Source organism: Myceligenerans pegani (genome assembly GCF_014892515.1).
GTDB classification, from domain to species: domain Bacteria; phylum Actinomycetota; class Actinomycetes; order Actinomycetales; family Cellulomonadaceae; genus Myceligenerans; species Myceligenerans pegani.
In genome coordinates this window covers 253980-276328 of sequence record NZ_JADBGR010000107.1, presented here as the reverse complement: position 1 = coordinate 276328, position 22349 = coordinate 253980, and the positions used below count along the sequence as shown (strand labels likewise).

Annotated in this window: 22 protein-coding genes; 13 read left to right on the top strand and 9 right to left on the bottom strand. The window is 72.9% G+C overall.

The window, feature by feature from the left end; genetic code table 11:
• Positions 1 to 12: 12 nt before the first annotated feature.
• Both IIE03_RS22065 and IIE03_RS22060 read right to left on the bottom strand, forming a co-directional pair.
• The gene (locus IIE03_RS22065) at positions 13 to 1215 is read right to left on the bottom strand and encodes a hypothetical protein (protein WP_192864915.1); all 1203 of its coding nucleotides are present in this window, start codon (positions 1213 to 1215) and stop codon (positions 13 to 15) included.
• Positions 1216 to 1288: 73 nt separating this feature from the next.
• On the bottom strand, positions 1289 to 1537 hold the full coding sequence (locus tag IIE03_RS22060) for a hypothetical protein (RefSeq protein ID WP_192864914.1): 249 nt from the start codon (positions 1535 to 1537) through the stop codon (positions 1289 to 1291).
• Between the two features lie 26 nt (positions 1538 to 1563).
• Here IIE03_RS22060 and IIE03_RS22055 point away from each other — a divergent pair, with 26 nt between their 5' ends.
• On the top strand, positions 1564 to 2106 hold the full coding sequence (locus IIE03_RS22055) for a CGNR zinc finger domain-containing protein (protein ID WP_192864913.1): 543 nt from the start codon (positions 1564 to 1566) through the stop codon (positions 2104 to 2106).
• A 111-nt stretch (positions 2107 to 2217) separates the two neighbouring features.
• Here the strand turns inward: IIE03_RS22055 and IIE03_RS22050 are convergent, their stop codons facing one another.
• A complete protein-coding gene (locus IIE03_RS22050) occupies positions 2218 to 3150 on the bottom strand; it encodes an LLM class flavin-dependent oxidoreductase (protein WP_192864912.1) in 933 nt (310 codons plus the stop codon).
• 123 nt (positions 3151 to 3273) lie between these two features.
• Here IIE03_RS22050 and IIE03_RS22045 point away from each other — a divergent pair, with 123 nt between their 5' ends.
• From IIE03_RS22045 to IIE03_RS22035, 3 genes are all read left to right on the top strand, one after another.
• Positions 3274 to 4662 carry an O-antigen ligase family protein gene (locus tag IIE03_RS22045; protein ID WP_192864911.1) on the top strand — a complete coding sequence of 463 codons (1389 nt, stop codon included), beginning with the start codon at positions 3274 to 3276 and terminating at the stop codon, positions 4660 to 4662.
• Between the two features lie 80 nt (positions 4663 to 4742).
• Complete coding sequence (locus IIE03_RS22040) at positions 4743 to 5480, top strand: sugar phosphate isomerase/epimerase family protein (protein ID WP_192864910.1); 738 nt, start codon at positions 4743 to 4745, stop codon at positions 5478 to 5480.
• Positions 5477 to 6628: a Gfo/Idh/MocA family protein gene (locus IIE03_RS22035; RefSeq protein WP_192864909.1), complete on the top strand. Its 1152-nt coding sequence runs from the start codon at positions 5477 to 5479 to the stop codon at positions 6626 to 6628. Before IIE03_RS22040 ends, IIE03_RS22035 begins: the two co-directional genes overlap by 4 nt.
• 125 nt (positions 6629 to 6753) lie before the next feature.
• On the opposite strand, the gene IIE03_RS22030 is transcribed toward IIE03_RS22035, so the two are convergent.
• From IIE03_RS22030 to IIE03_RS22020, 3 genes are all read right to left on the bottom strand, one after another.
• Positions 6754 to 7356, bottom strand: coding sequence for a TetR/AcrR family transcriptional regulator (locus tag IIE03_RS22030; protein ID WP_192864908.1), 603 nt, complete (start codon positions 7354 to 7356; stop codon positions 6754 to 6756).
• A 192-nt stretch (positions 7357 to 7548) separates the two neighbouring features.
• Complete coding sequence (locus tag IIE03_RS22025) at positions 7549 to 8004, bottom strand: Hsp20/alpha crystallin family protein (protein WP_192864907.1); 456 nt, start codon at positions 8002 to 8004, stop codon at positions 7549 to 7551.
• 204 nt (positions 8005 to 8208) lie between these two features.
• Positions 8209 to 9144 (bottom strand): AraC family transcriptional regulator, encoded by a 936-nt coding sequence (locus IIE03_RS22020; protein ID WP_192864906.1) that lies wholly within the window; start codon positions 9142 to 9144, stop codon positions 8209 to 8211.
• A 106-nt stretch (positions 9145 to 9250) separates the two neighbouring features.
• Here IIE03_RS22020 and IIE03_RS22015 point away from each other — a divergent pair, with 106 nt between their 5' ends.
• On the top strand, positions 9251 to 10171 hold the full coding sequence (locus IIE03_RS22015; protein ID WP_192864905.1) for an NADP-dependent oxidoreductase: 921 nt from the start codon (positions 9251 to 9253) through the stop codon (positions 10169 to 10171).
• Positions 10172 to 10248: 77 nt separating this feature from the next.
• A complete protein-coding gene (locus IIE03_RS22010) occupies positions 10249 to 10506 on the top strand; it encodes a DUF4345 family protein (RefSeq protein ID WP_192864904.1) in 258 nt (85 codons plus the stop codon).
• Here IIE03_RS22010 and IIE03_RS22005 read toward each other — a convergent pair.
• Positions 10481 to 11269 carry an MBL fold metallo-hydrolase gene (locus tag IIE03_RS22005; RefSeq protein ID WP_192864903.1) on the bottom strand — a complete coding sequence of 263 codons (789 nt, stop codon included), beginning with the start codon at positions 11267 to 11269 and terminating at the stop codon, positions 10481 to 10483. The two genes, IIE03_RS22010 and IIE03_RS22005, sit on opposite strands and share 26 nt — an antisense overlap.
• Before the next feature lie 197 nt (positions 11270 to 11466).
• Between IIE03_RS22005 and IIE03_RS22000 the strand changes: the two genes are divergently transcribed.
• The 3 genes from IIE03_RS22000 (at position 11467) to IIE03_RS26935 (ending at position 14981) form a co-directional block, all read left to right on the top strand.
• Positions 11467 to 12045 carry a glyoxalase superfamily protein gene (locus IIE03_RS22000; RefSeq protein WP_192864902.1) on the top strand — a complete coding sequence of 193 codons (579 nt, stop codon included), beginning with the start codon at positions 11467 to 11469 and terminating at the stop codon, positions 12043 to 12045.
• A 28-nt stretch (positions 12046 to 12073) separates the two neighbouring features.
• Positions 12074 to 12472 (top strand): NYN domain-containing protein, encoded by a 399-nt coding sequence (locus IIE03_RS21995; protein WP_318843120.1) that lies wholly within the window; start codon positions 12074 to 12076, stop codon positions 12470 to 12472.
• Between the two features lie 307 nt (positions 12473 to 12779).
• On the top strand, positions 12780 to 14981 hold the full coding sequence (locus tag IIE03_RS26935) for a cytochrome P450 (RefSeq protein WP_192864901.1): 2202 nt from the start codon (positions 12780 to 12782) through the stop codon (positions 14979 to 14981).
• 39 nt (positions 14982 to 15020) lie between these two features.
• Here IIE03_RS26935 and IIE03_RS21985 read toward each other — a convergent pair whose 3' ends face one another.
• A complete protein-coding gene (locus IIE03_RS21985) occupies positions 15021 to 15566 on the bottom strand; it encodes a putative immunity protein (protein WP_192864900.1) in 546 nt (181 codons plus the stop codon).
• 131 nt (positions 15567 to 15697) lie between these two features.
• Here IIE03_RS21985 and IIE03_RS21980 point away from each other — a divergent pair, with 131 nt between their 5' ends.
• The 3 genes from IIE03_RS21980 (at position 15698) to IIE03_RS21970 (ending at position 17937) form a co-directional block, all read left to right on the top strand.
• Positions 15698 to 16339, top strand: coding sequence for a TetR/AcrR family transcriptional regulator (locus tag IIE03_RS21980; RefSeq protein WP_192865076.1), 642 nt, complete (start codon positions 15698 to 15700; stop codon positions 16337 to 16339).
• Entirely contained in the window at positions 16336 to 17607 is a 1272-nt protein-coding gene (locus IIE03_RS21975) for a glycosyltransferase (RefSeq protein ID WP_192864899.1), read from the top strand. Before IIE03_RS21980 ends, IIE03_RS21975 begins: the two co-directional genes overlap by 4 nt.
• Before the next feature lie 102 nt (positions 17608 to 17709).
• Positions 17710 to 17937, top strand: a complete 228-nt coding sequence (locus tag IIE03_RS21970) for a helix-turn-helix domain-containing protein (protein ID WP_192864898.1) — start codon at positions 17710 to 17712, stop codon at positions 17935 to 17937.
• Positions 17938 to 18024: 87 nt separating this feature from the next.
• Here IIE03_RS21970 and IIE03_RS21965 read toward each other — a convergent pair whose 3' ends face one another.
• The gene (locus tag IIE03_RS21965) at positions 18025 to 18915 is read right to left on the bottom strand and encodes a helix-turn-helix domain-containing protein (protein WP_192864897.1); all 891 of its coding nucleotides are present in this window, start codon (positions 18913 to 18915) and stop codon (positions 18025 to 18027) included.
• Between the two features lie 56 nt (positions 18916 to 18971).
• Here IIE03_RS21965 and IIE03_RS21960 point away from each other — a divergent pair, with 56 nt between their 5' ends.
• The gene (locus IIE03_RS21960; protein ID WP_192864896.1) at positions 18972 to 22334 is read left to right on the top strand and encodes a DUF5107 domain-containing protein; all 3363 of its coding nucleotides are present in this window, start codon (positions 18972 to 18974) and stop codon (positions 22332 to 22334) included.
• The last annotated feature ends 15 nt before the right edge of the window (positions 22335 to 22349 follow it).

Genomic DNA, 22349 nt, shown 5'->3' with positions numbered 1-22349 from the left:
GCGACCGAGGGTTCAGAACGCGAAGCCCGCAGTGAGAGCGATGATCGCGACGACGATGAGAGCGACGAGAGCAGGAACGTTCCCCGAGACGCCGGCGGCGACGATACCCGCGACGATGGCGCCGAGGCCCAGGACGGGCAGGCAACCGGACCCGCCGCCCGGCGACGGCGTCCCCCTGCCGGCCAGTCTCCCGCTGCCGGCCAGGCGGAGCGCCGCGATGTTCCGGTCGATGACGCCGGCGCCCTCCTTCGAGGCGACGATCGACCGGGCGGCCTCCAGGAGCCGGAGCCCTTCACGAGGGGAGCCACGCCCGGGTCCGTCCATCGCCTGGACGACGGACGCGTTGATGATCCCCGCGACGTCGTCCCGGCACTTCTGGGCGACGGGATCGTCGTCGCCGAGCAGGAGGCGGACGAGTTCCAGCGGGTGTCCTGCCCGCTCCAGGACGTCGCTCGCGGCGCGGATCCCGTCGGCGGGGTCCCGGGACCTGGCCTCCTCGCACACCTCGTGGACGCGGTCCACGTGAGGACCGGCCACGTCGCGCGCCGCGCGCTCGATCGTGGCGGCCGGGAACGGCGAGGCGGACAGCAGGTTCAGGTGTCGTTCCGCCGAACCGACGTCCCCGGCGTCGGCGGCGCGGGCCGCGAGCGCCACGCTGACGCGGGCGATGTGCTCGGTGAGGGCCTTCCGGAGCTCCGGGACGGCGTCCACGGAGAGCCGGGGGTCGTCGATCTCCCGGACACGGTTCTCCGCCCGGCGCCAGGTGTCGGGTGCGGTGAGCGCCGAGTGCCAGAGCCGCAGGGCGCGCTCCCAGAGCTGCCACGTGCTCGCGTCGTCGACGCCGCCGTCGCGGTCGGTCGCCTCGACGGCGGCGCAGTGCGCGCGGATCGCGTCGTCGCGCGTGGTGTCGGCGTCCTGGCCGTGGGGTGCGAGCCACAGGAGTTCGTGCACGAAACGGGCGACCGGGCTGTCGAGCGCCTCGAACGCGCCCCGGAGGGCCACGGCGTCCGTCGAGGGTTCGAGGGGCGCGCCGGGGGAGGGCGGCGGCGGGATGTCGTGCGCGCTGCGGCTCTCCCGGCGACGCCGGTTCACCTGGCGCGTGGACGCGTCCGGTGGCAGGCCGGTGATCCGAAAGGCGTTGTTCCGGTACAGGCGGGTTCCCGAGACGCCCTGGAGGGCGTCGGTGATCGCGTGGCGGGTGCTCGACGGGGTCACCAGGGCAGCGTGCCCGGGGTGCGCCGGGACCCCTCCCGGAAGCCGGCGCAGGAGGGCCATGCGATTCTTTCCGTTATCGGCCCGACAGCGGAAAGAATCGCATGGTTCCCCGCTGCTCCCGGGAGCCCGGCCGGACCGTGCTGAGCGGTTCCGGCGGCAGCTGGGGATGGACCTGGATGTCGACGCGGCGGTCGCCGCACCGGCCACAGCGCACGTAGCGCACCAGGCCCTCCGAGGTCCGATGGCTCGACTCGGTGACCCAGGCGTGTTCGTGGGACCGGGTCAGGAGCGGGCGGTCGTCGTGGGCCTCGAGGGTCGTCATGGGCACCACCGTGCTGTAATGCCCTTATGCATCTCAACCCTTACGGCGAGTACGCGGTGCTGCTCGCCGCGTCGCTCGCCAACAACTGGCCCGGCACCCGCGCCGGCATCGAGGCGCGGACGCGCGACCACGGCATGACGATGACCTTCCCGGTGCGGCCGGACGACCACGAGCGGACCCGGGAGGTCGTCGACGAGTGGCTGGCCGTCGTCGACGCCCCCGACCCACCGGAACGCGCGCGGCTCCTGAACGCCCAGATGGCCGCCGCCACCGCGTACCCGCGGCTGACCGACCACGACGGCGAGGGCTGGCACCTCCACTACCGGGACCGGGACCAGTCCCTGCCCGAGGTGCTCCGCGCGGTCGTCAGCGTGGGTACCGCCCTGCACCTGACCACCCGCGGCATGCACCGCCTCGCCAGGTGCGCGGCCGGGAAGGTGCCGGGGGATCCGTGCACGGCGGTGGTCGTCGACGTCACCCGCAACGGGCGGCAGCAGTACTGCTCCGTGCGCTGCGCCAACCGGGCGGCGGTGCGCCGGCACCGGGCAAGGACCAAGACGGGAGTCTGACCGGACCGGAGCCCAACCCGGCCGGAGCCCGACCGGACCGGAGTCTGACCGAACGAGAGGCAGACCGGCCGGACTCCGACCGGACCGGGGCCCGACCCGGCTGCGCCGGCCCTACAGCACCCGCGCCAGTCCGGTGAGCGCCGCGAGCGGATCGGGGCCCGCCGGGACGAAGACGCTGGAGGTCACGCCCGCCCGGCCGAGTGCGTCGATCCTCTCCCGGACCTGGGCGGGGGTGCCGGCCAGGGCCAGGCGGGCGACCCAGTCGCCGGGCAGGCGTTCGGCGAACTCCTCGCGGGTGGCGCTCGCCGCCCGCAGCGCCGCGAACTCGTCGGCGATGTCGAGCGGCGTCACGTGCGGCGCCCAGTCCGGCTCGCCGATCCACGCGAGCCCGGGGCGGGCGGTGCGCAGCGCGGCCTGCTCGTCGTCGTCGACGGCGCCGATGTTGTACGCCACCAGGTGATGCTCGCCGCGCGGCGCGATCGCGTCCAGGGCCGCGGCGACGTACTCGGGCGCGACGGGTTCCGCGAGCACGGTCCCGTCGGCGACCCGGCCGGAGGCGGCCAGCGACCGCGGGCCGCGGACCCCGAGCAGGAGCGGCGGTACGACGTCGGGCACCGCCGAGGGCTCGAGCCGCAGGCCGCCGGACTCCGCGCCGCTCAGCAGGTCCCGGATCGTCGTGACGTACTCGGTGAGGAAGGTGAGGGGCCGGTCGGGCCAGCATCCCGCCTGGCGCATCCAGCCGGGCATGCCGTGGCCGATCCCGACGTCCGTGCGGCCGGGGTGAAGCTGCTCCAGGGTGGCGATCTCCATCGCGGCGAACACGGGGTTGCGGACCGCGGCGGGAAGGATCCCGACGCCGACGCGGAGGCGCTCCGTCGCGCCCAGCACGGCGGCGGCCTGCACGAGTCCGCCGCGGAAGCCCAGGTCCTCCACGACCCAGAGCTCGTCGAAGCCCAGCCGCTCCGCGGTCTTCGCGTACGGGACGATCTGCGAGGGAGGCAGGTCCCGCGGGAGGACGACGCCGATCCGTGGCCGAGAAGTCATGAGCGATTCCTACCAGAACGCCGGGCGATCCCGCGCCGGCAATTACCGCGCACTCATCACCTCGTCGTGATCCCGTCGTCCGGGGTTCGCCTGGTGCACAACCTCGCCCGGGACGATCGGGACATGGCTACGGCCGAGCTCCCGTCCTGGCAGCCCCGGCCACGCGCGCCCGTGATCGTCCTGTCGCTGTGCGTGGCCGCACTGCTCTTCGAGTCGACCGCTGACGTCCTGCCCGACACCCCGTTCCTCGGCGTGATCACCTGGCAGCGGCTCGTGATCGTCACCGGCCTGGTGGCGGCCGTCGCGGCGGGGGCGCGGCCGGGCCACTTCCGCACGCGGCTCGACATCCCGATCGCCGCGCTGCTGCTGGCCGGGCTCGTGGCGACGCTGCGCTGGGGCACGGACGCGGAGTTCCGGCACCTGCTGTCCTTCGTCGCGGTGTACTTCCTGGTCACGGCCCTGGTCCGGCTCGAGCCGACAGCCGTGCGCGTCATCGGCACGCTCGCGGCGGTCGCCGTGGCGGTGGCCGGGGCGGTGGCGATCGGCCAGTTCAGCGAGAATGTCCCGACGGGCTTCTGCCGCAGCGGCCTGCTGCGCGACGCCGCCTGCGAGCCCGGGGTGCTCGTGCGGGCGACCGGCACGTTCGCCAATCCCAACCTGCTGGCCGCGTTCCTCCTGCTGCTGGTGCCGCTCGGCACGCTGGCGGTCACGATGATCGCCGACCGGCACCTGCGCATCTACGCGGTCGCGACGACCGTCCTGGCCTACGCGGCGCTCCTGGTGACGTTCTCCCGGGCGGCCTACGTCGCGGCCCTCGCCGGGATGCTGGTGCTCGCGTGGCGATGGGCGCGGACCCGGCTGAGCCCTGGGGCCCTGCGGATCGCGGGGTGGGCCGCCGCCGCCGTGCTCGTGCTCGCGCTGGGGGCCATCGCCGTGATGTCGCGGGCCGGGAAATCGCTGGGCGTGCGGAACGAGGCGTGGGCCGAGGCCCTCCGGATCTCCGCGGACCATCCCCTCGGCGTCGGGATCGGCCGGGCCGGCGACGTCGTCAACGCCCGCATCGACGGCAGCGTGGAGTTCGTCCACGTGCACAACCTGTGGCTGAACTGGCTGGTCGAGACAGGCCTGCTCGGGTTCTCCGCGATGGTGGTGATCACCCTCGGCGCCCTCCTCACGGCCTTCGGGCTCGCGCGGCGCGGCCTTCCGCTCGGGTTCGCCGGGCTCGCCTCGCTGGCCGGGTTCCTGACGATGAACCTGATGGACAACCCGGCGAACCTCGGCCGGATCGCGGTCGTGTTCTGGCTCGCGCTGGGTGTCGTGATGGGTGCGGCGACGGCCCGCTGGGGAAGCGGCGCGGCCTGGGTCGAGTCGCGGGCGGAGCGGCCCGCGACGTCGTCGGACGGCGGGCAGCCGCCTCGTCACCGGCGCGCTCGAACCGCTCGGGCGGTGGCTCGGGCGCGGGCTCGGCCGTCGGCTCGGAACATCAGCGGCATCCAGAATCTTCCACTGTAAGAATTCTTGGGTACGATCGTCGCGAAGATGCGGCCGCGACGAAGCGGCCGGGTCGAGTCCATGCCGAACGAGGGGGTTCCATGCCGACGACATCTGTGCAGCTCTACTCCGTCCGCGACGCCGTCGCCGCGGACCTGGACGGCGCCGTCGCGCGCCTGGCCGAGACCGGGCTGCGGCACGTCGAGCCGTACGGCTTCCACGAGCGCACCGAGGACTACCGGCGCGCGTTCGACGCGGCGGACGTGACCGCGCCGTCGGGCCACGCGCCCGTGCTCGGCGCGGACGCGCCGGAGGCGATCTTCGACGCCGCCGCGACGCTGGGGATGACGACCGTCATCGACCCGTTCGTCCCCGCCGAGCGGTGGCGGACCGCCGATCAGGTGGCCGAGTTCGCCGAGCGCGTGAACCTGCTGGCGCGGCAAGCCGGCGAACGCGGCCTGGAGTTCGGCTACCACAACCACCACTGGGAGCTGAGCAGCCGCATCGACGGCCGGCACGCGCTGGAGGTGTTCGCCGGGCATCTGGAGCCGCAGGTGGTGCTGGAGGTCGACGCCTACTGGGCGGCCGTCGGGGGAGCCGACGTGCCGGCGCTGCTGACCGCGCTCGGCGACCGGGTGCGGCTCCTCCACGTCAAGGACGGCACGCTCGACGGCGACGTGGGCGCGCAGGTGCCGGCCGGCTCGGGCGAGGTGGACGTCGCCGGAGCCCTCGCGGCCGCTCCGGAGGCCACCCGCGTCATCGAGTTCGACGCCTACGCCGGGGACGTCTTCGCGGGCATCGCCCGGTCGCTGGCCTGGCTGACGGAGAACGACCGATGACCGGCACGGGCCGGGCCGCGACGGCGGGGACGACGGCGGAGCGCCGGTCCGGCGTCGCGGGCGTCGGCATCATCGGCGCGGGCAACATCTCGGACCAGTACCTGGGGAACCTGACCCGCTTCCCGGACGTCGAGGTCCGGTTCGTCGCGGACCTCGACGAGGCGCGCGCCGCCGCCCAGGCGACGGCGTACGGGGTGGGCGCGTCAGGAGGGGTGGACGAGCTGCTGGCCCGGGACGACATCGAGGTGGTCCTGAACCTCACCGTCCCCGCCGTCCACACCGACGTCTCCCGCCGCGTCCTGGCCGCGGGGAAGCACGTGTGGAGCGAGAAGCCCCTCGCCCTCGACCGGGACGCGGCGGCCACGCTGCTGGCCGACGCCGAGGCGGCCGGCCTGCGCGTCGCGTGCGCGCCGGACACGGTGCTGGGCAACGGCATCCAGACCGCGCTCCGGGCGATCGCGCGCGGCGACATCGGGCAGCCGCTGACGGCGACCACCATGTTCCATGTGCCCGGGCCCGACGTGTGGCACCCGAACCCCGACTTCTTCTTCGCGCCCGGCGGCGGCCCGGTGCTCGACATGGGTCCCTACTACCTGACGACGCTGGTGCACGTCTTCGGGTCCGCCGCCCGTGCCCAGGCCGTGGCCTCCACGTCCCGCACCTCCCGCACGGTCGGGAGCGGCCCCCGGGCCGGCGAGACGTTCGCGGTGCTGGTGCCGACCCACCACGCCGCGATCATCGAGTTCGACGGCGGAGCCTCGGCGCAGTCCACGTTCTCGTTCCAGCACGCGCTGCCGCGCTACGGGCTCGTCGAGATCAACGGCACCGAGGGCACGATCGTGCTCCCCGACCCGAACGGGTTCGACGGCGACTCGGTCCTGTGGCGCCACGGCGTCGACGGGCCGACGACGATCCCCGCCGCGGGCCCGGAGTACGGGCGCGGCGCCGGGGTGGTCGACCTGGTGCGCTCGATCCGCGACGGCGGTACCGAGCGGGCCTCCGGCGCGGTCGCGGCGCACGTGCTGGACATCATGCTCTCGATCCAGGAGGCGGCGCACGCGGGCCGGCCCGTGGAGATCGCCTCCGCCGTCGGCCCGGTCGAGCCGCTGCCGGAGGGCTGGGACCCGGCCGAGGCGACGGTGGGGTAGCCGCCGGCAACGGGGTGGACGACGCCGGCCGCCGTGGCGGGGTCGTGCCTGGGGGCGGGCCTTGCCGCGGCGGCGCTTGCGACGGCGGGCATCGCCACGGCGGGCCGGTCGCGCCCGGCGGGCGGTCAGCGCCCGCCGGGCAGGAGGCGCTCCAGCAGTTCCAGCGAGCGGCGGACGTCGACGGCGTCCGGGTCGAGCAGCCACTGCAGCTGCAGGCCGTCCGAGGCGGCGGCGACCAGCGCGGCGGCGTCCTCCGGGTCGATGTCGGCGGCGATCGCGCCGGACCGCTGGCCGGCCTCGATCCTCGCCACGAGGTCGGCGCGCACCCGCCGGAACCGCTCCTGGACGAACTCGCGGGCGGCCGGGTGCTGCTGCCCCCGCAGGGCGTCCGTCGTCAGCGTCGCGTACAGCTCCACGAGTCCGGGGATCGAGCGGTTCCCCTCCGCGCTCTCCTCCATCAGCTCGACCGCGGACCGCTCGTCGCGCCCCGGGCGCTTGCACGCCCTGGCCTCGTGCGCCCGGTAGACCTCGACGAGGAGTTCGTCGCGGTTGGCGAAGTAGTAGCGCAGCGCGGCGTGCGAGACGCCGATCGCCTCGCCGATCGCGCGCAGCGACGCCCCCGCGCCGCGCTCGGCGAACAGCTCCATGGCGCGCAGGAGGATCTGGGCGCGCCGCTCCGGTCCCTTCCGGTACGACCGTTCGCGGGTGCCCGCATCGCCGTTCGCCATGCCGTCATCGTACGGACGACGGCGTCCCGTGCGCCCCGGCGCGGCGGTCCGCCCGGGTGGACCACGCACGCCCTTCTGGCCGGTGGGAACGCAACTACCGGACAGAAGGCGTGGTCGCCGTCGGGCGGCCGCCCAGAGCGCCGCGGCGCTCGGCACGCAGGCAGCCGGGAGGCCCGGCGCCGGGAGACCCGGTCAGCTCTCGATGACCTGGTGGCCCTCGGACGAGCCCCGGCGGATCGCGTTCGGGTCGGCGGTGTGCGCCACTTCGATCCTGCGCGGCTTGGCGTCCTCGCTGACGGGGATGGTCAGCGACAGCACGCCGTCGGCGTACGAGGCGGAGATGTTGTCCAGCGCGAGCCCGCGACCCATCGCGAGCTGCCGGGCGAACGTGCCCGTGGGCCGCTCCCGGACGAGCCAGTGCGCGTCGCCGCCCGAACGCTGCGTGCGCTCGGCACGGATGGTGAGCGTCCGGTCCTCGACCGAGACGTCGATGGTGCCCGGGTCGACGCCGGGCAGGTCCATGGACAGGACGTAGTGGTCGCCCGTGCGGAACAGGTCCATCGGCATGCCGCCCGACTGCCGGGCGTTGCCGGCGAACGTGCTGAACAGCCGGTCCATCTCCTGGAACGGGTCCCAGTACGTAGCCATCGCGCATCACCTCCCATGACGTGACGACCCTGGCCCTTCCAGGGCCGCGGCGCTCGACGGCGGCCCTTGCCGCCGTCTGGCTACATCTCCAGTTTTAGCACTCTCGACCCGAGAGTGCCAGTGTCGGTGGGGTCGTGCCGCGGCGCGCCCACCGGACGTGCCGGTGCGCGCCGCCTGCCGGCGACCGGCGTCGGTCGTGCCCGGTCATGCCGACGTCGCGGTGGCCCGCCAGCGACCGGGTGGCATGCCGTGATGACGTTTGAAGGCGGCGGCGAAGGAGAACTCCGAGGCGTACCCGAGGGAGCGTGCGACGGCGGCCAGGCCGGCGTCGCCGGCGCGGAGCTGTTCGCACGCCAGGGCCATCCGCCAGTCGGTGACGTAGGCGAGCGGGCTCATGCCGAGCAGCCCTGTGAACCGGCGCGCGAAGGTCGCGCGGGACAGCGACGCCTCCGCGGCCAGGCGAGCGACCGTCCAGGGACGCGCCGGGTCCGCGTGCACGGCGCGGAGCGCGGCGCCGACCGCCGGGTCACTCATCGCGCGGTACCAGGCGGGCGCGGCCTGCACGTCCGCGGCGAGCTGTTCGCGCAGCACCTGGACCAGGATCACGTCGAGCAGGCTGTCCAGCAGCGCCTGCTGTCCCGGCGTGTCGTGGAGCAGCTCGTTCGCGAACACGTCCAGGGTCGCGCGCAGGCCCGACCCGGCACGCGGGCGCACCACGGTCAGGACCGGCAGCCCGGCGAGCAGTCCCGAGCACAGGTCACCCTCGAAGGTGTACGCCCCGCAGAAGAACGTCGTGGCCGAGCCGGTCCCGGAGCCGAACGTCATTCGTCGTGCGCCACCGGGTGGGCCGGACGAGGGGTGACCGGCGAACGGGACCGAGCCGGCACCCGGCGCATGGCCCATGAACTGCTCGGCCGGACCGCGGATCAGGACGACGTCGCCGGCCAGCACGTGGCGGGAACGGCCGGCGGACGGGTCGCCGTCGTCGGTCCAGGCGAACGCCTCGCCGGCGAGGATGCCGTGGATCGCCAGCCGCGCCGCGGCGGGAAATCGGACGCCCCACTCCCCCCGCGCCGTCGAGTGCGAGAACGCGGCACCGCGTGCGCGTGAGCGCTGCAGCAGATCGGTCAGGACGTCCACGCCTGAGACGATCGCATATTTCTTTGCGCGAATCCAGTATGGATCGTGGCTGCCACCGCGGGTTTCATGGGTCACGCGATCAGGAATCTCGGAAGGGAGGGGCGACATGCCCCAGGCAGTGCGATTCGACGAGTACGGCGACATCGAGGTGTTGGAGGTCCGCGAGGTGCCCCGGCCGGAACCCGCGGCCGACGAGGTGCTGGTGCGGGTCCGAGCGGCCGGGATCAACCCCGGCGAGAACGGGATCCGGATCGGAGCCTTCCACGAACGCTGGCCCGCGACCTTTCCGTCCGGTGAGGGGAGCGACCTCGCGGGCGTGGTCGAGCAGGTCGGCGCCGCGGTGCCCACATGGTCGGTCGGCGACGAGGTGATCGGCTGGGTGGACAGCCGTGCCAGCCACGCCGAACTCGTCGTCGTGCCGGCGGGCAATCTCGTGTCGCGGGACCCGGCCGTGCCGTGGGAGGTCGGCGGCGCGTTGTTCGTCGCCGGCACCACCGCGCACGCCGGCGTGCGCGCGGTCGGAGCCGGCCCGGGCGACACGATCGTCGTCGCGGGTGCGGCGGGTGGAGTCGGATCGATCACCGTGCAACTGCTCCGCCATGCCGGCGCCGCGGTGATCGGACTGGCCAGTGAGTCCAACCACGCCTGGTTGCGCGAGCACGGCGTCGTCCCGGTCACCTACGGTGACGGCGTGCTCGACCGGATCCGCGCCGCCGCTCCCGACGGCGTCACCGCGTTCGTGGACGCCTTCGGCGACGGGTACGTCGACCTGGCCCTGGAGCTCGGCGTCGCCAAGGACCGGATCAACACGATCATCGACTTCGCGGGCGCGGCCCGCACCGGCGTCCGGAGCGAGGGCATGGAAGGCTCCGCGAACGCCGGCGTCCTGGCCGGGCTCGTCAAGCTGGTCGCGGCGGGCGACCTCGACGTCCCGATCGCCGCCCGCTACCCGCTGGCCGAGGTCCGCTCCGCCTACCGCCACCTGATGCAGAGGCACACCCGGGGCAAGATCGTGCTCATCCCGTAGGGCTCGCGGCCACGACCAGGAGTCGCCGGGCACCGGAGGGAGTCACCGAAGAAGCCGTGTCTGTCGGACTGCGCTCCGTGAGTCGTCCGATGGTGGTCGTGGTCATCGCGGTGCTCGGGGGAGCGGCGGTACTGAGCGGGCTCCTGGGGATCACCGCAGGGCCGGCCGCTTTTCCCGGCGATGCGGCGGCCAATGCGACCGTCGACAGCCGGTACCGGTTCGCCAACGCGTTCTGGCTTGCCGCGGGACTGCTCGTCTGGTGGAGCGTGCGCCGCCCCGAGCGACGTCGCCGCGGTGCGCAGCTCCACGTCAGCGTGCCAGCGCGGCCAGCGTGAACTCTTCCGGGTAGGGCGAGCGCGCCACGGCTTGTTCCGCGGTGAGCGTTCCGGCGGCGACCGCCCGGCACAGCTCGGCGACCGATGCCAGCTCGGAGCGCTGCCCGCGGACGAAGTCGAGGTCCACCGGGTCGCCGTGGCCGGGCAGGACGACCGGCGCGTCGAGGGCGAGGACGCCGTCCAGCGCGACCGGCCAGCCCTGCGGGAAGGCGTCGTCGAACTGCGGCGGCGCGCCGTGCTCCACGAGGTCGCCCGCGAACACCGCACCCGCGTCCGGGACGTGCACCACCAGGTCGTGATCGGTGTGCGCGGGCCCGAGGTGCCGCAGGGCCACGCGGCGGCCACCCAGCTCCAGCTCCGCGCGACCGTCGACCAGATGGTCGGGCAGGACCGGGCGCACGGCCGCGATGCGGTCGCCCACCTCCGCCTCACCGCGGTCGCGGTAGTGCCGCGCCCACGCCTCGCGCTGGCGCTCGCCGGTGGTCACGAGGGCGGTGTGGCAGCGGCGGTGCGCCCACACCGCGCAGGGGGCGAACGCCTCGGTGCCGAAGCTGTGGTCGAAGTGGGCGTGGGTCAGCACCACCTGCCACGGCAGCGGCGTCACCTCGCGTACGGCGGCGGCGAGCTCCGCGCCCTGCCCGGCGTCCCCGCCCGTGTCGACGACCAGGCACGCATCGCCGCCCACCACGATCCCGACCGACAGGTCCAGCTCCTCGTACCGCCGCACCAGCACGCCGTCGGCGACCTCGATCCACCGTCCCATGCCCACCGATCCAAGCAGACGGCGCGGGCGGCCGTGGCACGCGCTACGCTGGGGCGGGTCCGACGTGACCCGCCGCCCGCGCCGTTCCCGGCATGGTGAACACGTCGTCTTACGGTCGTCACCGCAGCCACGCATCCACGGTGCCGGCACCGGCAACGCGGGCACCGGGGATCTCGGCACCAGGACGGGTGGACGCCATGTCGATCACGACTGCTGACCTCAAGCATGCCGCGCGCGTGCTTCGCGCCGAGCTCGCCGAAGCGGGCCTGGATCTTGCTCACGGAAGGGCCCTGGAACTGGTCGCCCATCAGGTGGGCTGCGCGGACTGGAACACGGCCGCGGCGGCATTCGCCCCCACGCCGAGCCCGCCGATGCCGCCGGCGTCGTCGGCAGGACATGGATCGGCGGCAGGACTCGGCGCTCCCGTGCCGGTGCTGCGCATGTTCGACGTCGAGCGGACGCGCGAGTTCTACCTCGGCTTTCTCGGCTTCTCGGTCGTGTTCGAGCACCGCTTCGAGCCAGAGCTCCCGCTCTACCTGCGCGTCGAGCGGGACGGGGTGCGACTGGACCTGTCCGAGCACCACGGAGACGGTACGCCGGGGTCGGTCGTGTGGGTCCCGGTCGCCGACGTGCGCGCCTACCGGCGCGAACTGCTGGCCACCGGATATCCGCGGATGCGCCCGGGCATCGACGACGACGCCCCCGGTGGCCCGACCATGGAAGTGGTGGACCCCGCCCAGAACGTGCTGCGGTTCGCACAGCGGTCGGGCGAATGACCGGCGAAGACGTCCTCGGAGAGGGGCGGTGGAAGCGATCGGCACGATACTGATCGACGGGATGAACGTCATCGGCTCCCGGCCGGACGGCTGGTGGCGGGACCGCACCGGGGCCATGCGGCGCCTCGCCGCCCAGGTCGATCGCTGGGCACCGCACGTGGACGACGACGTCGTGCTCGTGCTCGACGGCGACCCGCGCGACCTCGGCGTCGTCGACCATGTGCGCGTCGTCTGGGCGCCCGGCGCGCGAAACGCCGCCGACCACCGGATCGTGGACCTCGTTTCCGAGACCGACGACCCGACGACGGTGCGCGTCATCACCTCGGACCGCGAACTCGCCGACCGAGTCCGCGCCCTCGGTGCATCCGTCACCGGCTCCGGCTCCTTCCGCACCGACCTTTCGGAGGGTGATTCGTCAGGCGCGTAGGAGAGTGACGGCCCGGCCCCCCGGGGCTCGTGGCCTCGCTGACGTGGGTGCGCCGGCCGATCGCGTTCGGGGCGGCCGTCGACGATGACGAGGGTCCCGGTATCGAGGTAGAGCTGGGCCAGGCGGTTGCCGAGGCTGTCGCGGCGGCGATGTAGGGCCATGTGTGCCGGGCGGTCCCATGGCCATCGTTTACGCAAATATCACACTGTGACCTGCAACGATGGAATATGCTGTCCGGTATGAACATTATGTTCAGCGCTGTTCGTTGGAAGACATGACCTTGTCTTGACTGAAGAGGAGCGTCCTCGTGTTCGACCGCACCGGCAGATCCCGGACCGCCAACGATGCCGCAGCCCCGTCTGACCACGACTCTCGCGAGACCCAGCGCCGCGTACGCGAACTGGTCCGCCGCCTGTCCACGCCCGAGGGGCGCGCCGATCCGCACGTGATCTACGACGAACTGCGGGCCATGGGCCCTGCGGTACGCACGCCATGGGGCGCCTGGCTGGTCACGTCGGACAGTGTGAGCCACGAGGTGCTGCGGGGACCCGGCTGGCGCACCGTGGACGCCGCCTGGCGCACCGAGCGTCAGCCGACGTGGGTGCGCCACCCGGGCCTGAAGTTCCTGCACGACTCCGCGCTCGGCACCAACCCGCCCGGGCACGCCGCGCTGCGCCGCAGTCTCGGCGCGTTCGTCTCGCCGCAGACGATCGCCGGGTTGACGCCGCAGATCGTCCGGACCGTCCACGAGTACGTCGACCGGTTCGAGGCGGCGCTGCGGGCCGACGGCGAGGCGGACTTCGGTGCCCTGGTCGGCGACCGGCTGCCCATGGCGGTGCTCTGCATCGTGCTCGGGCTGCCGCACGAGGACATCGCGCTGCTGTGCGACATGAGCCGCGCGCTCTCGAACGTGCACGACCTGGCGCCGGGCCGGGAACGGCTGGCGCAGGCCGACCGAGCCGGGAGGCTGTGGAACGCGTACTGGGAACAGCTCGTGACCGAACCGCGGTCTCGTCTCCCGGAGGGATCCCCGCTGGTGCGCTGGCTCGACACGGAGACCGACCCGGCGGTGCGCGCGGCAGCCGGATCGCAGCTCAACGTCATGATCGAGGCGGGCCTCGAGACCACGACGTCCCTGCTCTCGGAGGGCCTGGTCCAGCTCCTGCGCCGACCCGATCAGGCCGCCTGGCTGCTGGAGCATCCCGAGTCCGTGGACGGCGCCGTGGAAGAGCTGGTGCGTCTCGTGACGCCCGCGCAGCTCCTGACCAGGTACGCGACCGAGGACACCGAGCTGCCCGGCGGCGTCCCGGTGGCGGCCGGGCAGGTCGTGCACGTGGTGATCGCCGCGGCCAACCACGACCCCGCCGTCTACCACGCGCCGCACGACCTCGACCTGTCGCGCCCGCCGCGCCGGAACCTCGCGTTCGGCGTGGGCATGCACTACTGCCTCGGTGCGCCGCTGGCCCGGCTGGAGGCGACCACGCTGTTCCCCGAGTTGCTGCGACGCCTCGACCTCGAGCTCGCCGGGCCCGTGGGCTACGACGAGTCCCTCGCCTTCCGCGGTACACGGTCGGTGCCGGTGCGCCGGCGCTCCCGTCCCACGGCGGAACGGACGACGGCGGAGCGTCCGACGGGAGAGCGTCCGACGGAGGAGCGGACGGCGGGGGAGCCGACGAGGGCCACGGACCAGCCGACGGCGTCGGACGCGACGACGGAGACCGCAGGCACGGCGTCGGAGGCATCGCCGGCCGGTGCCTTCGGGCCGGTCGTCGTCGAGCGCGACGACGCGGTGCTCCTGGTGACCCTGACACGGCCGGACGGCGACAACCGGCTCGACCGCGCGACGCTGACGGCCCTGGCCGACGTGCTGGATTCTTTGCCCGACGACGTCGGCGCCGTCGTGCTGCGCGCCGAAGGAAGCCACTTCTGCGTGGGCGCGGACCTGGACGAGCTCGGCCGGCTTGCCGCCGACGACCCCAACGGCTACCGGGATCTCGTCGCGCTCACCGACCACGTGCTGCACGCCTGGCGCACCTGTCTGCCGGTGACGGTCGCGGCGTTGCACGGCTCCGTCGTCGGTGCCGGCCTCGGGCTCGCGACGGCGAGCGACCTCCGGGTCGCCGCAACCGGCACACGACTCCGCGCGCCCGAGACGATCCTGGGCATACCGGTGGGCGCGAGCGAGATGCTGGACCGCGTGATCGCCGAGATCGGAGCCAGCCGGACCCGCGTCATGCTGCTGCTCGGCGACGCCGTCGGCACCGAGCAGGCGCTGGCCGACGGCCTGGTGCACCACGTCGTGCCGGCGGAGGACGTGTGGGTCGAGGCCAGACGGCTGGCGCGCCGCATCACCCGGCGCGACCGGCAGGCCGTCCGCATCACCAAGCAGACGATGGCGCGGCTCCCGCAGGACGGGCCCGATCCGGCGCGTGCCGCAGGGGCCGACGCGTGGGAAGCACCCCAGGCCCGCGCCCTACGCCGTCGGGTCGCCACCGACGACGCGAGGTAGCGTCCCGCTGCTCCGCGAGCGGGCTGCCCGCCGTCTGGGTCAGGGTGAGGACAACGGAGACAACTCGGCCTGGAGCTCGCGGATCGTCGTGGCGAGCACGCCGGAAGCAAGCAGTCCCGATCCCAGGGGGCCGGAGGAATCCTCCCCGAGGGCAGGGAGGCGTCCGAGTGCGGCCCGGACCTCCGCTGTCATGTGCTCGAGCTGCCAGCGGACCTCGGCGTCGCGGGCGTCCGTCCGGTCGAGCGCGGCCAGTCCGGCGGCCTTCGCCGCATACGCCGCCGCGCCCAGGGCGTGGGCGCCCATGTGCGCGACGCCGGACGCCTGGCCGGCGGAACGAGCGGCCGCCACCGCGGCGGGGCTCGTGACCGACTGCGCCGCCCGACCCGCGACGAAGCGGCGACGGATCTCCCCGGCCGCGCTGAGCTCACCACGACCGAACGCCCGTGCCCGGGCGATGCCGTCGCGCGCGCGATCATCGGTCGGCGCCTCGGCCTCGAACAGGGGGAGAACGCGCTCCGCGCAGTCCGCGGCCCACAGGGCCACGAGCCTGCGATCAGCCTCACTGAGCGCTTGAGGGGATGCCATGGCGTCACTCTCGCACACCTGCGCACCGCCGCAGCCGGTCGGCCAAGGATGGGACCGAGGCCCCGCGTGATCCCGGGCGCGAAGCCTTGCGGCGGACTGAACATTTGTTTAGTCTGTTCGGCGTGACCAGTATGCCCGAGTCGAGCCCTCCGGAGTCGAGTGCCCGACGTCGGATCCTGGACGCGGCGCTCGACCGATTCGGCCGGGACGGCGTCAACCGGGTGACCGTGCGGGCGATCGCGTCCGACGCCGGAGTGTCCCCCGCGCTTGTGGTCCATCACTTCGGATCGATGGAGGGCGTGCGGCGGGAGTGCGACCGGTACGTGATGTCGATGGTCCGTGGTCCGGACCACCTCGTCGAGGATGCCGCTGCCGGCAACGCAAGTGGCCTCGCGGGCATGCTCGAGGCGGCCGCGCCGGTGCGGCGCTATCTGGCGCGCGCGTTTCTCGACGGCTCCCCGGCGGCCAACGCACTGTTCGACGAGATCGTGGAGCACACCGCGGCCTGGCTCGCCGGCGGCGAGCGCGAGGGCTGGGTCCGGCCGAGCGAGAACCCGCACGCCCGGGCCGCGATCTACGTCTCCTGGCTGCTGGCGCCGCTGGCGTTCGGCGCCCACCTGACGCGCGCTTTGGGTGTGGACGACCTGCATGCGACCGGCTCGGCGCTCTGGATGTCCCGGGTCGCGATCGACATGTTCACCCATGGCGTGTTCACCGACGAGCGCATGCTGCACGCGTGGGACGCCGTCGAGAAGGAGCGAGGCGCACGATGAAGGCACTGATCTTCACCCACGGCACCCGCGGCGACGTCCAGCCGTACGTCGCCCTGGCCCATGCCCTGCGACGAGCCGGGCACGGGGCCGTGCTGGCGGGCCCGGCCGGCTCGGCGTCGTTGGCGGAGCCGTATCACGTCCCGTACGTGCCTCTGTCGGACGCGATGAACGAGGGCATGGACGACCCCGAGGTCCGCGCGGCGATCGAGAACAACTACCGCGGCATCCGCGGCAAGCTGACCGCGATCAAGCTGATGCGGCAGGCGAAGACCGAGCTGCGCACGGTGTTCGACGAGATCGCCGCGATCCCGGCCGACGACGTCGACGTCGTGGTCCATCCGGTGAACTCCCCGGGACAGTTCCTGGCGGAGAAGCTCGGCGTCCCGTCGGTCGCGGTCGGTCTCCAGCCGGGCTGGGTGCCGACAGACTCGGTCCCGAGCCCGTTCGTCCCGTTCCCGATCCCGAGGGCGCTCAACCGGGCCAGCTACGGGCTGAACCGCGTGGTCCTGCGCGCTCTGGTCGGAGCCGGAACGGAGTGGCGGCGCGATACCCTCGAGCTGCCCCGGCGGCCGCACCAGAACGACGCCCTCCGCAGGCCGGACGGCGGTCCGGCCACGGTGCTGCAAGCCTTCAGCACGCACGCCCTGCCCGCCGGTGCGCGGTACCAGGACAGCGTCCACACCACCGGCTACTGGTTTCTGCCCGCCGCCGAGGACTGGACGCCGCCGGAGCGGCTCCGGGCGTTCCTCGATGCCGGCGAGCCTCCCGTGTACGTTGGCTTCGGCAGCATGGCGGGGACCCAGCCCGCGCGTGTCGGCCGGACGGTCGTCGAAGCCGCCCGGCGGGCCGGCGTCCGGGTCGTGCTCATCACCGGATGGGGCGGCATCGACGCCGGAGCCGACGCCGATCGGGTGCTCGTCCTCGACCAGGCGCCGCACGACTGGCTTTTTCCCCGGACGGCCGCCGTCGTCCATCACGGGGGCGGGGGCACGACCGCGGCGGCACTCGCCTCCGGCCGGCCGCAGGTCGTGTGTCCGTTCATCGCTGACCAGCCGTACTGGGGGCGCCGCATGCATGCCGTGGGCGTGGCGCCCGGGCCGGTGCCGCAGCGCCGGCTCACCGCCGAGCGTCTCGCCGGCGCGCTCCGGCAGGCCGCCACCGATCCGGCGATGCGTGCCCGGGCCGCCGAACTCGGCGCGACGATCGGCGCGGAGAACGGCGTCGCGAACGCCGTCGCGGTGATCGAGCGGACGGTGGCGCGCAGCTGACCCGGTCAGCGCCGGGCTCGCCCGGGCACTGGTCCACGGCCGGATACTTCACTGTCCCGAGCGGGCACGGCTACGGCGCATCACCGATCGAGCGGAGGTCCGATGGCGATCGTCATCGACATCGACGTCATGCTCGCGCGGCGCAAGATGTCGGTGGGTGAGCTCGCCGAGCGGGTGGGGATCACGCCGGCCAACCTCGCGGTCCTGAAGAACGGGCGTGCCAAGGCCGTCCGGTTTACGACCCTGGACGCACTGTGCACGGCGCTGGACTGCCAGCCCGGCGACCTGATCCGCCACGAGCCCGACGACGAGCCGACGCGCGACGCCTGAGACCGGGAAGCCTGGGACCGGGAAGCCTGAAACGGGGCGGGAGGCGGGTGGGCGCCGTCATGTCGATAGGTACTACGGGTCGTGAACTCACTTGAGCCTCGCCCGGTAGCTCGTGGGTGCCAGACCATGGGTCCGGGTGAACTGGCGGGAGAAATAGAGCGGGTCGTCATAGCCGCACCGGGACGCGATGGCCGCGACCGTGAGCTCCGTGCTGTCCAGGAGTTCGCGTGCTCGAGCCATGCGTAGGTCACTCTGGTAGCGCAACGGTGGTACGCCGACCTGCTGCCGGAAGACGGCGTTGAGCTGGGAAGGGCTGAGTCCGACCATTGCGGCCAGTGCTTCGACCGAGGTGCGTTGCGGGGTCGTGGCACGGAGGTGTTCGATGGCCTGCTCGACAGGGCTCAGGGCGAAACCCGGGGTGCGGCGACCTGTCGCGATCAGGTGTGTCAGTGCGTTCCACGCAGCGCCGGTGGCTCGGACAAGACCTCCGGCGGTGCCGAAGTCGAGGGCGTCGATGACCTGTGAGATGAGGCCGGCGACGGGTGTCGGGTCGCGCAGGTGGGAGAGCGGACCGCCGGCGGCCTGATGTGCCGCGTGCACCAGCTCCGCGGAGTCCAGGCCCATGAAGTGCAGCCACCACAACGTCCACGGGTCGTCCTCGGATGCCGCGTACTCGTGAGGGACGTCGGCGGGCAGGAGGACCGCGTCGCCGCGTTGCACGGCGAACCGTCCATCGGGTGTCCGGCACCAGCCCGCGCCGCCGGTGCAGAGCATCAGGATGTGCTGACTCGTGCCGCCCTCTCGCAGTCGTCCGTGGTGCGCCGCGTGGGGGAACAATCCGGCGTCGGTGACCAGGAGACGGCTGGTCACGGGCCGTTCGAGTGCCGCGTGGACCGTGGGCCGCGGGACGACGAACATGCGCTGGCCCGCGAATCCGTCCCGGAGCACCAGCTCTTCGATGACCGTCGTTTCGTCCATGGAGGCCATGGAAACTTCCATCGTCAGCGACGGTCAAGCCGACCTAGGTTCGACACATGCCCTCTGCAGAGTCGCGGATCGTCCTTCCGCCCGTCCCGGACGAGATCGCCGCCCGCCCTGTGCGCGTGTGGCGAGAGCCCGTCTCGATCGACACCTATGACGTCGGCGAACCGGACCGCTACCCCGCCTACCTCGACCAGCGTGTCTACCAGGGGTCCTCGGGAGCGGTGTACCCGATGCCGTTCATCGACCGCGTGGCGCAGGAGAAGAAGCCGCGGTCGTGGGACGCGATCCATATGGAGAACGACTATGTGCGCCTGATGATCCTGCCTGAGCTGGGTGGGCGCATCCATGTCGGTCTCGACCGCACGTGTGGCTACGACTTCTTCTACCGCAACGACGTCATCAAGCCGGCCCTCGTCGGGCTCCTGGGCCCGTGGATCTCAGGTGGCGTGGAGTTCAACTGGCCACAGCACCACCGGCCGGCGACCTACCTGCCGACGGAGACACGGATCGAGGAGGCGCCTGACGGCTCGGTGACGGTCTGGTGCTCCGACCATGACCCGTTCCGGCGTATGCGGGGCATGCACGGGATCCGCCTCGCACCGCACAGCGCGCTCGTCGAGGCCCGCGGTCACCTCGTCAATCGCACCGACGACGTGCAGACCTTCCTGTGGTGGGCGAACGTCGCCGCCGCCGTGAACGACGACTACCAGTCGTTCTTTCCGACCGACGTGACGTTCGTCGCGGATCATGCCAAGCGGGCCGTGACGACCTTCCCCGCGGCATCGGACCGGTACTACGGCTTCGACTACTCGGCGCAGCGCACCGCGGAGCGTCCGGACGGTGACCGGCTCGACTGGTACCGGAACATCCCCGTGCCCACGTCGTACATGTGCCTCGGTACGCAGGACGACTTCTTCGGGGGCTACGACCACGGCGCAGCGGCGGGGTTCGTGCACTGGGCCGATCACCGCATCGCGCCGGGCAAGAAGATGTGGACCTGGGGCAACGCTCCGTTCGGCTGGGCATGGGATGCCCATCTGACGGACACGAACGGTCCTTACGTCGAGCTCATGGCCGGCGTCTACACCGACAACCAGCCCGACTTCGCGTTCCTGCGGCCGGGCGAGACGAAGTCCTTCTCCCAGTACTGGTACCCGATTCAGGACATCGGCCCGGTCCACCAGGCCACACGTGATGCAGCAGTGCGCCTGGACGTGAGTGCCGGCGAGCTGGTGCGGGTAGGTGTCGCGGTCACGTCACCACGACCTGGGGCCCGGGTCGTGCTGCGCGCAGCGGGCCAGGTGCTGCTCGACGAACGGGCCGACCTCGCACCGGGTGCTCCTCTCGTCCGAGATCTGTCCGGAGCACCGGGCATCGAGCCCACTGCTTGTGAGCTGGTTGTCGAGCACGAGGGAGTCACCCTGGTGACGTGGCATCCACGCCGGGTGGTCTCGTCCGAGGGTGCCTTGCCCGATCCGGCGACCGAACCGCTCGCGCCGGACGAGATCGAGTCCGTCGACGAGCTCTACGTCACGGGGCTGCACCTCGAGCAGTATCGGCACGCGACGCGTTCACCCGAGCCTTACTGGCTCGAAGCGCTCCGGCGTGACCCGCACGACGCGCGGTGCGCCACTGCGCTGGCGGCACGGCGAATGCACGACGGGCGTCTCGGGGACGCAGAGCGGCTGCTGTGCACCGCGACCGCTCGCGTCACCCGGCGGAACCTCAATCCGCGTGATGCCGAGGCCCACTACCGCCTGGGCCTCGTCCTTGCCCGACAAGGCCGCCATGCCGAGGCACGGGAAGCGTTCGCGACGGCACTGTGGGACCGGACCTGGTCGGAGGCCGCCGCCGTCGCGACCGCTCGCCTCGATCTCACCGCCGGGCGCAACGCGGCGGCTGCCGAGGATCTCGCGGCACTGCTGCGCCGCGCCCCCTCTCATGTGCAGGCCCGCAACCTCGCTGCGGTCGCGGCGCTGAGGTCCGGGAACCGAGATGCGGCGCGCGACCTCGTGCGCGGCACCCTCACCGAGGACCCGCTCGACGCCTGGGCGCGTGACCTCGCCACCCTCCTCGGCCAGGACGCGGAACCCCTGAGCGACCCCACGATCACGCTCGACATCGCCCTGGAACACGCCTCGGTGGGGGAGACGGAGCACGCGATCGAGCTCCTTGAACGCGCCACCGAGCTGCCGATGGTGCCCGGACAGCGCAACGTGGCCCCGCTCGCGCTGCTGCACCGCGCTGACCTCGAACTTCGTCGCGGTGATCGAAAGGCCGCCGAGTCCGCTCTCGAGCGGGCGGCCCAGGTCCTCAGGACGTGGTGCTTCCCCGCGGCGAGCGACAACGACATGCTCGAACGGCTGCGCGAGGCGTGGCCTGACAACCCCCTCGTGGCAGGACTCGCCGGGCACTGGCTGTACGCGGCAGGGCGGCACAAGGAGGCCATCGCCGCCTGGGAGGCCTCCGCCTCCCGCGACACGAACGACTCCGTGGTGCTGCGCAACCTGGGCATGGCTGCCTACAACGTGCTGGATGACGCCGACCGGGCCGCGGAGTACTACGCACAGGCTCGCGCCGTCGCACCGGATGACGCTCGTCTGCTCTACGAGTCCGACCAGCTCGAAGGGCGACGAGGCACTGCACCCGCCGAACGCGCAGCCACGCTCCTGGAGCGGCCCGACCTCGTGGCATCCCGCGACGATCTCTCGGTGCAGCTCGCCGAGCTGCTCACCGCACTGGGCCGGCCGGCGGACGCCCTCGGCATCCTGACGGGACGCTCGTTCCAGCCGTGGGAAGGCGGCGAGGGCCGCGTGCTCGGTGCCTGGGACGAAGCCCACCTCGCTCTCGGCCGCCGCGCGCTGGCCGAGGGAGCCGCCGAGCGTGCACTGGAGTACGCGTCCGCCGCGCTGTCGCCCGTCACGTCGCTGGGCGAAGCACGTCATCCACTGGCGAACACGGCAGACCTTCACCTCCTGCTCGGTGACGCACTGCACGCGGCCGGGCGACCCGACGAGGCGGACGACGCCTGGGCGACCGCCGCAGACCAGCAGGGCGACTTCCAGGGCATGGAGGTCCAGACCTTTTCCGAGCGCACCGCGGCCTCGGTCACCGCGCTTCGCCGGCTCGGCAGGAGCGACGACGCGCGCCGGCTCCGGGACGACTTCGCACGGTACGTCACCGAGCGGAGCGAGCACGTGGCGACGATCGACTACTTCGCGACGTCGCTCCCGACTCTGCTGCTGTTCACGCAAGACGTGCAGGACGCGCACGACACCCGGCTCATGGTGCTGCGCGCCCAGCTCGCCGCGCTCGACGGCGACCAGGAAGGAGCCGCGGCTCTCGCTCGTCAGGTCCTCGACAAGGACGCGTTGAACACATCAGCGCGCACCCTTCTGGTCCCAGCGGCGTAACGCCGCCGACCTGCC